The sequence below is a fragment of the Glacieibacterium frigidum genome (genome assembly GCF_007097155.1).
Classification (GTDB): Bacteria; Pseudomonadota; Alphaproteobacteria; order Sphingomonadales; family Sphingomonadaceae; genus Glacieibacterium; species Glacieibacterium frigidum.
In genome coordinates this window covers 1,604,398-1,618,411 of sequence record NZ_VJWA01000001.1, presented here as the reverse complement: position 1 = coordinate 1,618,411, position 14,014 = coordinate 1,604,398, and the positions used below count along the sequence as shown (strand labels likewise).

The 14,014-nt window shown below is 68.2% G+C and carries 12 protein-coding genes, 1 tRNA gene and 1 pseudogene; 11 read left to right on the top strand and 3 right to left on the bottom strand.

What is annotated here, in order from left to right:
* The 4 genes and pseudogenes from ntrX (at window position 1) to hflX (ending at window position 3,928) form a co-directional block, all read left to right on the top strand.
* Window positions 1–1,395 (top strand): nitrogen assimilation response regulator NtrX, encoded by a 1,395-nt coding sequence (gene ntrX, locus FMM06_RS07740; RefSeq protein WP_144236690.1) that lies wholly within the window; start codon window positions 1–3, stop codon window positions 1,393–1,395.
* Between the two features lie 62 nt (window positions 1,396–1,457).
* On the top strand, window positions 1,458–2,222 hold the full coding sequence (locus FMM06_RS07735; protein WP_144236689.1) for a M15 family metallopeptidase: 765 nt from the start codon (window positions 1,458–1,460) through the stop codon (window positions 2,220–2,222).
* A gap of 135 nt (window positions 2,223–2,357) precedes the next feature.
* Window positions 2,358–2,591, top strand: a pseudogene (gene hfq, locus FMM06_RS07730) (RNA chaperone Hfq); the annotation flags it as partial.
* 20 nt (window positions 2,592–2,611) lie between these two features.
* Window positions 2,612–3,928, top strand: a complete 1,317-nt coding sequence (gene hflX, locus FMM06_RS07725) for a GTPase HflX (protein WP_407925189.1) — start codon at window positions 2,612–2,614, stop codon at window positions 3,926–3,928.
* 36 nt (window positions 3,929–3,964) lie between these two features.
* On the opposite strand, the gene FMM06_RS07720 is transcribed toward hflX, so the two are convergent.
* Window positions 3,965–7,696: an Ig-like domain-containing protein gene (locus FMM06_RS07720; RefSeq protein ID WP_144236687.1), complete on the bottom strand. Its 3,732-nt coding sequence runs from the start codon at window positions 7,694–7,696 to the stop codon at window positions 3,965–3,967.
* Between the two features lie 174 nt (window positions 7,697–7,870).
* On the opposite strand from FMM06_RS07720, the gene FMM06_RS07715 reads away from it, so the two are divergent.
* A complete protein-coding gene (locus FMM06_RS07715; protein ID WP_207790254.1) occupies window positions 7,871–8,053 on the top strand; it encodes a CsbD family protein in 183 nt (60 codons plus the stop codon).
* A 61-nt stretch (window positions 8,054–8,114) separates the two neighbouring features.
* Here FMM06_RS07715 and FMM06_RS07710 read toward each other — a convergent pair.
* Window positions 8,115–8,204, bottom strand: a tRNA-Ser gene (locus tag FMM06_RS07710).
* 69 nt (window positions 8,205–8,273) lie between these two features.
* Between FMM06_RS07710 and FMM06_RS07705 the strand changes: the two genes are divergently transcribed.
* The 6 genes from FMM06_RS07705 to FMM06_RS16755 all read left to right on the top strand — a co-directional run bounded on the left by FMM06_RS07705 (window position 8,274) and on the right by FMM06_RS16755 (window position 13,222).
* Window positions 8,274–9,326: a lytic murein transglycosylase gene (locus FMM06_RS07705; RefSeq protein ID WP_235889145.1), complete on the top strand. Its 1,053-nt coding sequence runs from the start codon at window positions 8,274–8,276 to the stop codon at window positions 9,324–9,326.
* Window positions 9,313–10,083, top strand: coding sequence for a septal ring lytic transglycosylase RlpA family protein (locus tag FMM06_RS07700; protein ID WP_144236686.1), 771 nt, complete (start codon window positions 9,313–9,315; stop codon window positions 10,081–10,083). The genes FMM06_RS07705 and FMM06_RS07700 overlap by 14 nt, the downstream gene beginning before the upstream one ends.
* Window positions 10,084–10,086: 3 nt before the next feature.
* Window positions 10,087–11,241, top strand: coding sequence for a D-alanyl-D-alanine carboxypeptidase family protein (locus FMM06_RS07695; protein WP_144236685.1), 1,155 nt, complete (start codon window positions 10,087–10,089; stop codon window positions 11,239–11,241).
* Window positions 11,238–11,942, top strand: a complete 705-nt coding sequence (gene tmk, locus FMM06_RS07690; protein WP_144236684.1) for a dTMP kinase — start codon at window positions 11,238–11,240, stop codon at window positions 11,940–11,942. Before FMM06_RS07695 ends, tmk begins: the two co-directional genes overlap by 4 nt.
* A complete protein-coding gene (locus FMM06_RS07685) occupies window positions 11,942–12,958 on the top strand; it encodes an AAA family ATPase (protein WP_235889144.1) in 1,017 nt (338 codons plus the stop codon). Before tmk ends, FMM06_RS07685 begins: the two co-directional genes overlap by 1 nt.
* Before the next feature lie 90 nt (window positions 12,959–13,048).
* Window positions 13,049–13,222, top strand: coding sequence for a hypothetical protein (locus FMM06_RS16755; RefSeq protein ID WP_185965087.1), 174 nt, complete (start codon window positions 13,049–13,051; stop codon window positions 13,220–13,222).
* On the opposite strand, the gene FMM06_RS07680 is transcribed toward FMM06_RS16755, so the two are convergent.
* Window positions 13,219–13,941 (bottom strand): Crp/Fnr family transcriptional regulator, encoded by a 723-nt coding sequence (locus tag FMM06_RS07680; protein WP_235889143.1) that lies wholly within the window; start codon window positions 13,939–13,941, stop codon window positions 13,219–13,221. The two genes, FMM06_RS16755 and FMM06_RS07680, sit on opposite strands and share 4 nt — an antisense overlap.
* Window positions 13,942–14,014: the final 73 nt, after the last annotated feature.

Genomic DNA, 14,014 nt, shown 5'->3' with positions numbered 1-14,014 from the left:
ATGGCACTCGATATTCTGGTGGTCGACGACGAGGCCGACATCCGCGACCTGATCGCGGGCGTGCTCGGCGACGAGGGCTATGGCACCCGCACCGCGCACGATAGCGATTCCGCGCTCGCCGCACTGGCCGAACGCCGCCCGTCACTGCTGGTGCTCGACATCTGGCTGCAGGGCTCGCGCCTCGACGGCATCGAGTTGCTCGAGGAGGTCAAGCGCCGCGACCCGACTTTGCCCGTCGTCGTCATCTCGGGCCACGGCAACATCGAGACCGCGGTCGCGGCGATCAAGCGCGGGGCGTACGACTTCATCGAAAAGCCGTTCCGCGCCGAGCAGCTGCTGCTCGTCGTCGAGCGTGCGACGCAGACCGACCGGCTGCGCCGCGAAAACGAGGAGCTGCGCGAGCGCGTCGGGGTCGAAACCGAGCTTACCGGCAGTTCGGCGGTCATCAACGGCGTCCGCGCGACGATCAAGCGCGTCGCCGCCACCGGCAGCCGCGTGCTGATCACCGGTGCAGCGGGTGCGGGCAAGGAGATTGCCGCGCGACTGCTCCACCAATGGTCGCCACGTGCGTCGGCGCCCTTCGTCGTGGTGAGCGCGGCGCGGATGACGCCCGACCGGGTCGAGGAGGAGTTGTTCGGGCAGGAGGAGGGCGGCCATGTCGTTCGCTCGGGCCTGTTCGAGCAGGCGCATGGCGGCACGCTGTTCTTGGACGAAGTCGCCGACATGCCGATGCCGACGCAGGCGAAGATCCTGCGCGTGCTGACCGAGCAGAATTTCCAGCGCATCGGCGGCTCGCGCTGGGTCAAGGTCGACGTCCGCGTCGTCAGCGCGACGTCGCGCGACCTCGCCGCCGAAATCGTCGAGGGGCGCTTCCGCGAGGACCTGTATTACCGCCTCAACGTCGTGCCCGTGCGCCTGCCGTCGCTGACCGAGCGGCGCGAGGATATCGCCGAGCTCGTGATGTATTTCCTCGCGCGCTATGCCGCCGAGCGCCGCGTCGCGACGCCGTCGTTGTCCGACGACGCGGTCGCCGCGCTGCAGACCTACAACTGGCCGGGCAATGTCCGCCAGCTGCGGAACGTCGTCGAGCGCACGCTGATCCTCGCATCCCCCGAGCGGCTGGCGCGCATCGACATCGACATGCTGCCCCAGGAAGTGACCAACGAGCCGTCGAAGCTGGTGCCCGGCCAGGCGGTGCGCTCGATCATGGGCACGCCGCTGCGCGAGGCGCGCGAGGCGTTTGAGCGCGAATACCTGCGCGCGCAGATCCGACGCTTCTCCGGCAATATCTCGCGCACCGCAGCGTTCATCGGCATGGAGCGCTCGGCGCTCCACCGGAAGCTGAAGGCACTCGGCGTCGGCGACGGCGAGGAAGACGTCGACGTCGTCGAATAGTTTCGGACCCGTCGCAAGGGTCTGAGGAACCTGCTATCGTCCCCGTAACGACGGAGGACGCAATGGCGAGTGAAAGCTATCTTGGCCGGCCCTTCACGGTCGACAACGACGACGCTCTCCTCCGTGTCGGCACGGCCCTCGATACGTTCGTCGTTGGCGCCAACGGCCGACCCAGGTCCATTCCCAATGGCAGCAAGGTAGAGGTGCGCACGGTCAAGGCCGTGCCGACCGGGGCCAAGTCGGTCAGCCTGTTCGTCGAGGTCGCCGATACTGCCGGCGCCCTGATCGGCTGGACTTCGGCGGGCAATCTGCACGGCAAGTTCCTGTCCGAGACGCTCGGCGAAATCCCGCCGCCCAACGGCAACCGCTTCGGGCCGAATGCCGCGTGGAGCAAGGGCGTGTTTCTCGGCCAGGTGACGCTGGTGCGGGTGGTCGGCACCAAGGGCGAGCTGGAATTCATCGCCAGGGACAGCAGCGCGCCCTTCGTCGCGCTGTGCACCGCCGCACGCGCCGCCGGCCGGTCGATCGGGCTGAACAGTGGCTTCCGCACCTTCGCAGAGCAGCAGCACCTGTTCGACGGGCACAAGCGGGGCCTCGCGGGCTTCAACCTCGCCGCCGCCCCCGGCAAGTCGAACCACCAGAGCGGCATCGCCTTCGACCTCGACGTCAAACCCGGCGACGGAAACCGCGATTACGAGTGGCTGAAGGGCAATGCCACCGCCCACGGCTTCATCCGCACCGTCAGCAGCGAGCCCTGGCACTGGGAGTTCCTGCCCGCCAAGGCGGCGGCCGCACGCCAGCGCGGGGTTTTCGGGACCTTCATGTAACGACTTGGGGTTGTACGCCTTGCCGACCCGCAACGGCGTGCCTAGGTTTGCTGTGTCCGCAGCAGCGGGCACGCCACGCCGGGCAACGGTTGCGAGCATGCGGGCCAGAGCAGTCCGCCAAGAAGGACAAGAGACATGGCGGAAAAAGCCAACAGCCTGCAAGACACTTTTCTCAACGCCGTGCGTAAGACGCGCACCCCGGTGACGATGTTTCTGGTCAACGGCGTCAAGCTGCAGGGCGTCATCACCTGGTTCGACAATTTCTCGGTGCTGCTGCGCCGCGACGGGCATTCGCAGCTTGTCTACAAGCATGCGATCTCGACCGTGATGCCGGCGTCGCCGGTGCAGTTGTTCGATGCCGAGAAGCTGGAAGACGAGGCTGACCCCGCTTGACGATTGAAACCCACGCCCCGCAACCGGGCTTCGATGCCCAGCGGGGCCTGCGCTTCGGTGCGCGCACCGTCGTCGTCCTGCCGCACAAGGATGGGCAGGGCCGGGAGGCGCGCGACCCCGAGGCGCGGCTCGCCGAGGCGAGCGGACTGGCGCGCGCGATCTATCTCGACGTCGTGCACGAAGAGGTCATCCGCATCCGCAAGGCGTCGGTCGGGCTGTTGTTCGGCAAGGGCCAGGTCGAGCGCATGGCCGCAAACGTGGCGGCGACCGAGGCCGAGCTGGTGGTGATCGACGGCATCGTCTCGCCGATTCAGCAGCGCAACCTCGAGAAGGAACTCAAGACCAAGGTCATCGACCGCACCGGTCTGATCCTCGAGATCTTCGGCGAGCGCGCGTCGACCGCCGAAGGTGCGTTGCAGGTCGAACTCGCGCACCTCAGCTACCAGGCGAGCCGGCTGGTTCGGTCATGGACCCACCTCGAGCGGCAGCGCGGCGGCTTCGGCTTCTTGGGCGGCCCCGGCGAGACGCAGATCGAGGCCGACAGGCGGCAGATCCGCGACCGCATGGCGAAGCTCAAAGGCGACCTCGAAGACGTCAAGCGCACACGCGGCCTGCACCGCGCGCGGCGGCAGAAGGCGCCGTATCCGGTCGTTGCGCTGGTCGGCTATACCAATGCCGGCAAGTCGACGCTGTTCAACCGCCTGACCGGCGCGACGGTTATGGCCGAGAATTTGCTGTTTGCGACGCTCGACCCGACGATGCGCGCGGTCGCCCTGCCGGGGATCGACAAGGCGATCGTCTCAGACACCGTCGGCTTCGTGTCGTCACTGCCGACGCAGCTCGTCGCCGCCTTCCGCGCGACGCTGGAGGAGGTGCTCGAGGCCGACGTCATCGTCCATGTCCGCGATCTCGCGCATCCCGACAGCGCGGCGCAGGCCGGCGATGTCGAGGCGGTGCTGCGCGACCTTGGCGTGATCGACGGCGAGATCGCGATCCCGATCATCACTGCGCTCAACAAGATCGACCTGCTCGAACCCGATCAGCGCGCCGCGCTCCTGTCGGGCGCGGGCGATGCGGCGGTCGCGGTTTCGGCGCTCGACGGGGAAGGCATCGATGAACTGACCCACCTGATCAGCCGCACGCTGCAGGCGTCGCAGCGCGTCCATGCAATCCGGCTGAGCCAGGGCGACGGCCGCCGTGCCGCGTGGCTTCACCAGCATGGCGAGGTCGTCGGGCGGCGCGACGAGGACGACGCCGTCGTCCTGCAGGTCCGCATGCCCGACGAGGTCAAGGCGCGCTTCGACGCGCTGTAACACCCCCGCGGCGGGTGCCGCGGGGGTCGCTGCCGATCAGCCGAAGACGACGTCGTTCGCGGCGAGGCTCGTGACGCCGACCAGCGTGAAGGTCTCGACCTTTGCGCCGTAGTGGACCGTCCATTCCGTCCCGACGTTGGTCAGGAAGGCGCCCGGGCCGAAGCCTTCGAAGCTCAGCGTGTCGCCGACCGCGTTGCCCCGGCCGTCGAAGTCGGTGATGGTTTCGCCCTGCGCATCGCCGATGCGGAAGACGAAAACGTCGTTGCCCGCGCCGCCGGTCAGCACGTCGGCCCCGAGACCGCCGAGCAGCTTGTCGTTGCCCCCGCGGCCATCGAGGACATCGTTGCCGCGGCCGCCGATCGCCACGTTGGCCATGCTGCTGCCGTAGATTTCGACCTGCGAGGCAAGCTGCGACACGGCCTGAGCCATCTCGACCGATGCGAGCGTCGAACCGGTGGCGTAACCGCCGGTCACCGTGCCCGCCTGCAGGTCGACAACGACCTTCTCGCCGGACGAGTTGATCATGAACAGGTCGACGCCGCCGTTGCCGTCGATCGTGTGGACACCCTGAGTGGCTTCACCCGCGAAGATGTCGTTGCCTTCGCCGCCCAGCAGTATGTTGTTGCCCGCGCCGCCCTGGATGATGTCGAGACCGGTGCCGCCGTCGATATAGTCGTTACCGCCGAGCCCGCGCAGCGTGTCGGCGCCGCCGAGCCCGAAGATCTGGTCGTCGAACGCCGTGCCGTTGATCGTATCGGCGCCGTTCGTGCCGATGATCGGGTCGTTGTCGACGCCGTTCACGGTCACCGTGACCGTCGCCGTGCTCTCCAGCCCGCCCTCGTCGCGCACCGTGTAGGTGAAGGTATCGGAGGCGGTCTGGCCGGCGTTCAACGCGTCGAAGGCGGCCGCATCGGCGACGTAGATCAGGCTCTGCGTCGCCTGGTCGAACTGCACGCTGCCCTGCGTCGCGCTGGTGCCGACCGAGACGATGGTCAGCGAGTCGCCCGCCGGGAAGTCGACGTCGCCGTCGTTGGCCAGCAGCAGCGACACGAGATTGGTGGTCGACGCATCCTCGGCAACCGATACCGCGTCGGCGACCGCGACCGGCGCAGTGTTCGGCGCGGCGATCAGTAGGCGGGCGACCGGCTGGTCATGGTCGGTCGGCTGGGCGGCCTCGAGCTGCTCCGAATTCTCGTGCACGACATCGAACTGCGCGCCGCCGAGCAGCGCGTTGGACACGATGATGTTGTCGAACGCCTGGAGATTGCCCTCGAACAGGTACGAGTAGCGCTCCTCGACCGGCAGCAGCGAGTAGAGGTTGGTAAGCTTGCCGTCGGCGGTCAGCTGGCTCAGCGACTGCTCGAAATAATAGCCGTTGGCATCGCCCAGCACGGCGAGGCGCGCGCCCGGATCGGCCGCCAGCACGCCGTCGGTGAAGGCCTTGACCGCCGCACCCTGCGCATTGCGCGCCGTCTCGCCGGCCTGCGCGGGCGGCTGGACGCTACCGAAGAACGGATCCGACCCGCCGCGCGAGGTGCTGTGGATGTTGACCAGGGTCACCGTCTGGCCGTTGAACGTGAAGTCGGCGATCAGCGGCTTGCGGCTGCCGTTAAAGGCGGAGTCGTTGAGCAGCGTGGCGCTGCCCTCGACGTAATCGACGCGCGCATCGTTGTAGAGATAGCCGTTGCGAATGTTGCCGTTCGGCTCGCCGCCGGTGGTGTTGTTCGCGGTCGGCGCGACCTCGACATAGCTGTACGTCGGCCCGCCCGCGGCGCTGATCGCGGCGATCAGCTTAGCGGCGGTCGCCGCGCCCGAGAAGTTGCCGCCGTTGCCGGCACCGTCGGCATCCTGGATTTCCTGGACGCCGATGATGTCCGGATTCTTCAGCCCGCTGGTGATCTCGAGCGCCAGCAGGTCGAACTTCTCCTGCGGGTCGGTCGGGTCGAGGTTCTCGACGTTGAAGCTGGCGAGCGTCAGGTGGCTGGCGTCGCCAACCAGCGTGGTCTGCTCGCGGCCGAGCGACACGTCCTCGCGGAAGGTCACCGCCTGCGTGACCAGCACTTCGTAGCTGCCGAAGCCGTAGTTGACGATGCCGGTGACCGCGCTCAGCTTGTCGCCGATCGTGTAGTTGCCGGTGAAGCCCGTGAAGAGGCCGGTGTCGTCGTCGAGCTGGATGCGCTCGGGGTTGTTGTCGCCCGCCGACAGAGTGATGCCGCCGCGCTCCGAAATGCCCGTCGCGCCGGCGCCGTCGGACACGACGACGAAGGTCTCGCGGAAGTTGTTGGTGGGGCCGACGACCATCGGGTTGTCGATCCGGACCAGCTGTCCCTCCAGTGACTCGTAGAAGTCGATGCCGTCGGTGGTGACGTCGTAGCTGCTGAAATTGTCGTCATCGATGACGCTCGTCGGCGGGGTGCGGCCGCCGGTGCCGATCAGCACGGCGGTGGCGGTGCCGGTGCCGAGCACGGTGACCGTCGGCGCGACGATCTCGGTGATCGTCAGGTTGGTGGCGTTGTCGGGCGCGGTGCCGGGGCGGAACTCGGTGACGTTGCCGTCGACCCGGATCAGCTGGCCTGCAGTGACCGTCGGCGCGCTGCTCGTGAACACGAAAATGCCGTCCGACGTGCGGACGTCGCCGTCGCCGGCACCATCGGCCGACTGGATGTAGAAGCCGTTGGTGTCGACCGCAGTGACGACGCCCTCGGTGACGACGCGCGTGCCGGCATAGGCGCTGGTGTGGCCCAGGCCCTGGATCGCGCCGATCGTCAGGATCGCCGACGCATCGAAGACGGTGAAGTCGAAGGCGTCCTGCGCGATGCCCGCGAACGCATTGTTGGCGGTGTCGAGCACCACGCCGCTGCCGAAGGTGACGTCGTACGTGCGCCCGGCGAGCAGGTCGGCGGCCGGGTTGATCGTCAGCACCGAGCCGCTGAAGCTGACCTGCGTCGTGTCGGTCACGTCGATGACGCGGATGTCGCTGCCGCCGTCGCTGATCGTGATGCTGCCGGTGCCGGCCTTGACCGCCTCGTTGAAGCGGATCGTCAGGTTGACGTTACCGTCGACCGCCACGGCATTGTCCGACGGCGTCGTCGGATTCGACGCGGCGAGCTGCGGTGCGACGGTGTCGGCACCCTGAGGCGTCGAGGTGACGAGGATGTCGTCGATGCCGACCCACTCGTCGTTACCTGCCGCGTTCGTCGTCATGATGCGGATCTCGACGAGCGGCGCGTTGGCGGTGTCGCCGGGCAGCGCGATGTTGAGCGCGGTGATCAGCGTGGAGGCGTTCGGGCCGGTCGTCGCGTCGGCGATGTAGCCGCCCGGCAGGTTGGTCCACACGCCGCTGTCGCCGAGGCGGTACTGGACATTGACCTGCTGGATCGAATTATCGGCATTGCCGCCATCGACGTCGCGGATATTGACGCTGAAGTTCAAGTTCTCGCGGCCCGTCGCGTCGAGATAGATGACCAGCGACGGCGCGTTTGCGGTGCCCGACCCCTGCAGGGCAACGACCGGATTGGCGATCTCGAACTCGGCGACGCCGCCGTTGTTGATCGTCGTGTTGGTCTGGTTGGCGATGACGTCGACGTCGCCCAGCGTCGCGGCGGTCAGGGTGCGCGGATCGACCCCCGTCGAGCTCGTGATGCCATTGCCCAGATAGCCGACGATGCTCGGCACGCCGCTCCACACGTCGTTGGCCGTGATCAGCCCGATGTTGCTCCAATCCTGGGAGAAATTGCCGCCGGCAAGGCTGAACGCGGTCGTGGTCATTGGACGCCCCTGATTAGTGAACTGTGAACAGGCCTTAGTTACGTCGAATGACGGCGCTGTGACAGGCGCGATGATGACCGCACCGAAGTTTCGCGCATGGAACGCCCGGGGTTGATCTGGGTTAATGGATCAGCACGACCGCCCGGTCGATGCCTTCAGACGAGGGAGAGTTGCGTGGGTGAGTTTACCGAGAACGTTAAGGGCATGACCAACGAGGCCATCGGCAACATCAAGCAGGGCGTCGGCGATCTGACCAATGACGCCAGCCTGAAGCGCGAAGGCGAACTTCAGGAGAAGAAGGGCGAAGCGCAGTACATCAAGGGCGATGTCGAAGGCGCGACGGGCGATCACATCTAGTCTGCGTCAGCGCAGATGATCGAAGAGGCTGCCGTCCCCATGGGGCGGCAGTTTTTTTGTGTGGCGGAGCAGGTGGGATTCGAACCCACGGTGAGGTCGCCCCCACGGCGGTTTTCAAGACCGCTGCCTTAAACCACTCGGCCACCGCTCCGCGTGGTCGCCATGTCGCGCGTAACGCTAAGGGGTGCAAGTGGCGGGCGGCTGTGGCAGAGGCGCGGCCGTGAAATTTCTCCTGGCTTTCCCCCTCCTGTTCGCTGCCCCGCTGTCGGCGCAGGTCCTCGCCCCCGAACCCGTTCCCGAAGAGGAGGTCGTCGACGCGACCGCCGAGAGCGGGTTCGAGGCATGGCTGTCGACCTATCGCGCCTCTGCGCAGGCGCGCGGGATCCGGCCCGAGACGCTCGACGCGGCATTTACGGGGCTGCATTTCTCACCGCGCGTCGTCGCGCTCGACCGCAACCAGCCCGACGACAGCGGCGTCGCGACCTTGTTCAGCGATTATTTGAGCAAGCGCCTCGAGCCGGTGCGCGAGGCGCGCGGACGGGCAGCGCGCGAGCGGCATGCGGCGAAGCTGGCCGAGCTGGAAGCCGCGACCGGCGTGCCGGCGTCGATAGTGCTCGGCATCTGGGGGATGGAGTCGAGCTACGGCGCGGTCACCGGCAACTTCGACGTTTTGCGCAGCCTTGCCAGCCTGGCCTACGACGGACGGCGGCGTGAGTTGTTCGAGCGCGAGCTGACCGCGGCGCTGACCATGCTCGACAAGGGGCTCGCGACGCGCGAGCGGATGAAGGGATCGTGGGCGGGCGCGATGGGGCAGCCGCAGTTCCTGCCCAGCAGCTTCGTCGCCTCCGCGGTCGACGGCGACGGCGACGGCGTCGCCGACATCTGGGAATCGGGCGACGATACCGCGGCGTCGATCGCCAACTATCTGAAGCGCGCCGGGTGGCAGCGCGGGCTGGGGTGGGGGGTCGCCGTTCAGTTGCCCGCCGACTTCGACCGTGAGCGGGTCCGCGATCTCGTCCAGCCGCGCGAGTGCGTGCGCGTGCTCGCCAAGCACAGCCGCTGGGTCCCCCTGAGCGAATGGAAGAAGCTCGGCCTGACCCGCGCCGACGGCAACCCCTGGCCGGCCGACAACACGCTGGCGACGTTGGTCGAGCCCGACGGGCCGGGCGGGGCGGCCTACCTGACCTTCGGCAACTACCGCCGCCTGCTCGATTACAATTGCTCGAACTTCTACGCGCTGTCGGTGGCGCTGCTCGGCGATGCGCTCAAGTAGGCTTGCAGCCGGCGCGCTTGCGGTACTGCTCGCGGCGTGCGCGTCGACGCCCAAGCCGCCGCCGCGCGTCGCGGGGGTCAAGATCGGCAAGCCCTATGTCGTGTTCGGCAAGACCTACTACCCGGCCGACGACCGCGCCTATGACGCGACGGGTGTCGCGTCGTGGTACGGGCCGACCTTCCACGGACTGAGCACCGCCAACGGCGAACGCTACGACCAGGACGGGCTGACCGCCGCGCACAAGACGCTGCCGATGCCGAGCTTCGTCGAGGTTGCAAATCTCGACAACGGCCGCGTGCTGACGGTGAGGATCAACGACCGCGGGCCGTTCGTCGACGGGCGGATCATCGACCTGTCGCGCAAGTCGGCGCAGCTGCTCGGCGTCGACAAGCCCGGCTTGGCGCGCGTGCGGGTGCGGCGCGTGTTCCCGGGCGAGGCGACGGTTGCCGCCCTCGCGCCGCCGACACTCTTGCCGGCGCCCGCGCCGGTCGAGGTTCCGGTGACCACGGTGGCGATTCCGGGTGCCCCGGCGGGCACGGTTTTCGTTCAGGTTGCGGCGCTGTCCGATGCCGGGCGCGCTGCGTGGCTAGCGCAATTTCTCGCGGATTTCGGGCCCGTCGTCACCGAGCGCCTGCCGGCCGGGCTGACGCGCATCCGGCTCGGCCCGTTCTCGCCCGAACAGGCCGCTTCGACGCTGGCGCGGGTGCGGGGTGCGGGCTATGGCGAGGCACGTCTAGTCACACCCGGAGTCCCCTGATCCATGCGTCTGCTTGCCGCCGCCATCGCCCTGTTGCCCGCCGCCGCTGCCGCGCAGCTCCCGACGTTCACGACGCCCGCGCCCTATGCCTACATGAAGGACATGTCGAACGGCGCCGTGCTGTTCGCCAAGGGCGAGAACACGCCGATCCCGCCCGCGTCGATGGGCAAGATGATGAGCGTCTACGTCGCCTTCGACATGCTGCGGAAGGGCGATGCCAAGCTGACCCAGAAGATCCGCGTGCGGCCCGAGACCTGGAAGAAGTGGCACTCGCAAGGCTCGACGATGTTCCTGTCGCCGAACGAGGAGGTCACCGTCGCCGACCTGCTGCAGGGCATCATCACCCTGTCGGGCAACGACGCCTGCGTCGTGCTTGCCGAGGGGCTGGCGGGCACCGAGGAGCAGTATGTCGCGCTGATGAATGCGACCGCCAAGCGCATCGGCCTGACGGGCTCGCGCTTCGCCAACACCAACGGCTGGCCCGACCCCAACGAGCGCGTCACGCCGCGCGACCTGGCGATCATCGCCGAGCGCACCATCGCCGAATTCCCGGGGTTGTACCGGCGCTTCTACCCGGTGCAGCAGTTCAGCTGGGGCAAGACGTTGGGCGAGGGCGCGTCGATCACCCAGCCCAACCGCAACCCGCTGCTCGGCCGCGTCGCGGGCGCCGATGGCCTGAAGACCGGGCATACCGAGGAGGCGGGCTACGGCTTCACTGGCTCGGCGGTGCAGGACGGGCGGCGGCTGGTGATGGTCATCGCCGGGCTCAAGTCGTTCAACGAGCGCATCGCGCAGTCGGTGGCGTTTATGGAGTGGGGCTTCCGCGCCTGGACGCAGCAGACGATCGCCCCCGCGGGCAAGATCGTCGAGCGTGCGCCGGTGTGGATGGGGTCGGCGAAGGACGTCGGCATCGCCGGTGCTGTCGACCTGAAGGTCACCGTGCCGCGCGGCTTCGCGGGCGAGCGCGTCGTCAAGATCGTTTACGACGGGCCGATCAAGGCGCCGATCAAGCGCGGCCAGCCGGTCGCGACGATGGTCGTCACCGTGCCCGGGATGCCCGCGACGCGCACTACTCTGGTCGCGACCGAGGACGTTGCCGAGGCGGGCTTCTTCGGGCGCATCGGACCGGCGTTCCGGGCCCTCGTGCTGGGCAAGTGAGCGGCAAGTTCATCACGCTGGAAGGCGGCGAGGGGGCAGGCAAGTCGACGCAGGCGCTGCGCCTCGCCGAGCGCCTGCGCGGGCAGGGCATCACGGTGGTAACGACGCGGGAGCCCGGCGGCAGCGAGGGTGCTGAGGCCGTCCGCGCCCTGTTCGTCGATGGCGCCCCCGACCGCTGGAGCGTCGCGGCGGAGGCGTGCCTGATCAACGCCGCGCGCGCCGACCACGTCGAGCGGCTGATCCGCCCGGCGCTGGAGCGCGGCGACTGGGTGATCTGCGACCGCTTCGTCGATTCGACCCTTGCCTATCAAGGGGCAGGCAAGGGCCTCGCGGACTCCGCCTTGCGCAGCCTGCACCATATCGCTGCCGCCGACCTGTGGCCCGACCTGACCGTGCTACTCGACCTGCCCTTCGCCGAAGGGCTGGAGCGCGCCAGGTCGCGCGGTGGAGCGGGGCGGTTCGAGGCGCATGACACCGGTTTCCACGGCCGTGTACGTGCCGGCTTCCTGCAGATCGCTGCGGACGAGCCGGCGCGCTGCCGCATCGTCGACTCGACCGGCGATGCCGATGCTGTCGAGGCGGCGGTCTGGGCGGCGGTCGAGCTGCTGTGCCAGTCTCATGCCCCGCACGACGACGGCTACCGCGCGCCGCCCGAAACGCCTGCGGGGCGCGGCATGCACGTCGATACCGGCGACGACTGATGCTGACCGGCCACGGCGCCCAGGTCACGGCGTTCCGCACGGCCTTCGACACCGGCGTCATGCCGCATGCGTGGCTGCTGACCGGGCCGCCGGGGATCGGCAAGGGCGTGTTCGCGCGCGAGGCCGCCGCCTGGGTGCTGGCGCGCAGCGCACCTCCCCACCCGCTCGCCCCCTCGGGTGACGATTTCGAGCTGAGCCCCGAGCATCCGACCGCGGCACTGCTCGCGGCGGGCAGCCACCTCGACTTCCGCCTCGTCGAGCGGGTGGTCAATCCCAACGTCAAGGCGTCGGACGCCAAGCTGCGCAAGGAGATCGCGATCGACCAGATCGTGCGCCGCAAGGATTCAAAGTTCGAGCCGCCGCTGAACGAATGCCTGCGGACCACGCCGGCGCTCGGTGCGTGGCGCGTCGTCATCATCGACGCGATCGACGACATGAACCGCAACGCCGCCAATGCGCTGCTGAAATACCTCGAGGAGCCACCGCCTGGCACCCTGTTCCTGTGCGTCAGCCACGCGCCCGGCCGCCTGTTGCCGACCCTGCGGTCGCGCTGCCGCCGCCTGGCGTTCCAGCCGCTGAACGATACCGACACCGCGATCGTCCTGCGCCGCGCCGCGCCCGACCTGTCGGCCGAGGACCTGGCCGCGCTGGTCGCGGTCGCCGACGGCGCGCCGGGCCGCGCGCTGCGCTATGCCGACAGCGGTATCGCGGCATTGACGCGGACGCTCGACGAACTTGCTGCGGCCCCGCCGGGCGCCGCCACGGGCGTTGCGCTCAGCCTGTCGCGGTCGCTTGCACTGAAGGCCGCGACGCCGCGCTACGAGGCGTTCCTCGACCTCGCACCGGCGCATCTGGCACGCGCCGCACGGACGCAGCACGGCGGTGCGCTGGCGCGGACGCTGGCGGCGTGGGAGGCGGCGAATGCACTCGCGGCGTCGGCGGTGGCGCTGGCGCTCGACCCGCAGACGGTGGCCTTCGAGCTGGCGACGTTGGTAGCGGGCGCCCGCGCCAAATAATCTCTGCATCGCATTGATGCGGATTAATAAATCCCGCGACGAATCGCCCCATTGATCAGTCAGGGTCAATTTTGCCGCGGGGGAGCTGCCATGACGGATTTGGAGAGCTATTACGAGGCTCGTGCTGCCGAAGCGGCGCGCCTTGCCGAGATTGCGCAGGACGAACGCGCCCGCAATGCACACCAGCAGTTCGCCCAGGCCTATCGCGACCGGCTGCGGCAGGTCTGCGCCTCTCGCAATCAGGCCTTCGCCGAACGAGCCTAGGCGGCGCGCTTCAGCCGGCGGTGCAGGTAGCTGTCGTCGAAGCCGGTGACGCGCGCCAGCTTGGCGCTGTCGGCGATGGTCAGCGTGCCACCCTGGATTTCCATGACGCCTTCCTCGCGCAGGCGGCGCAGCACGCGATTGACGTGTACCGGCGTCAGGCCAAGCGCGTCGCCGATGACGATCTGCGTCAGCGGCATCACTAGTCTGTCATCCCTGACCAGCCCGATGGCAGTGGCACGCGCGTAGAGTTCGAGCATCAGGTGGCCGACGCGTTGCAGGCTGTCGCGCCGCCCCATGCTAACGATCCAGGCGCGCATCACGGATTCATTGACCAGCTGCATCCACCAGAAGGCGCGCATCAACGCCGGCTCGGCATCGAGCAGGTCGTTGAGCTCGTCGCGCTGGATATGCGCGACCTTCGCCGGCGTGAGCGTCGCGATGCTGTGATCCATCTCGGTCAGCACCGAGACGTGCAGGTCGCAGCAGTCGCCGGGCATCAGGAAGGCGCTGATCTGCCGGGTCCCCTCGGGCAGGATATTGTAACGGCAGGCCCAGCCCTCCAGCATGACGACCATCGCGGCAGGTGCGTCGCCCTCGGTCATCAGGTCCTGCCGGGCTGGAATATCGCGTGGTTTGCTGAGCAGCGCCGTCAGCTTCCCCGCCAGTTCGGGCGGCATCGCCGTGAATCCGCGGAGCTTTTCGAGGAGGGCGTTAGGCATGGATGAACCAGTAACCAATCTGCCGCGTCAACAACTTGACTTGTATCAAGCCGCGAGCGTCCAGTTTGTTATA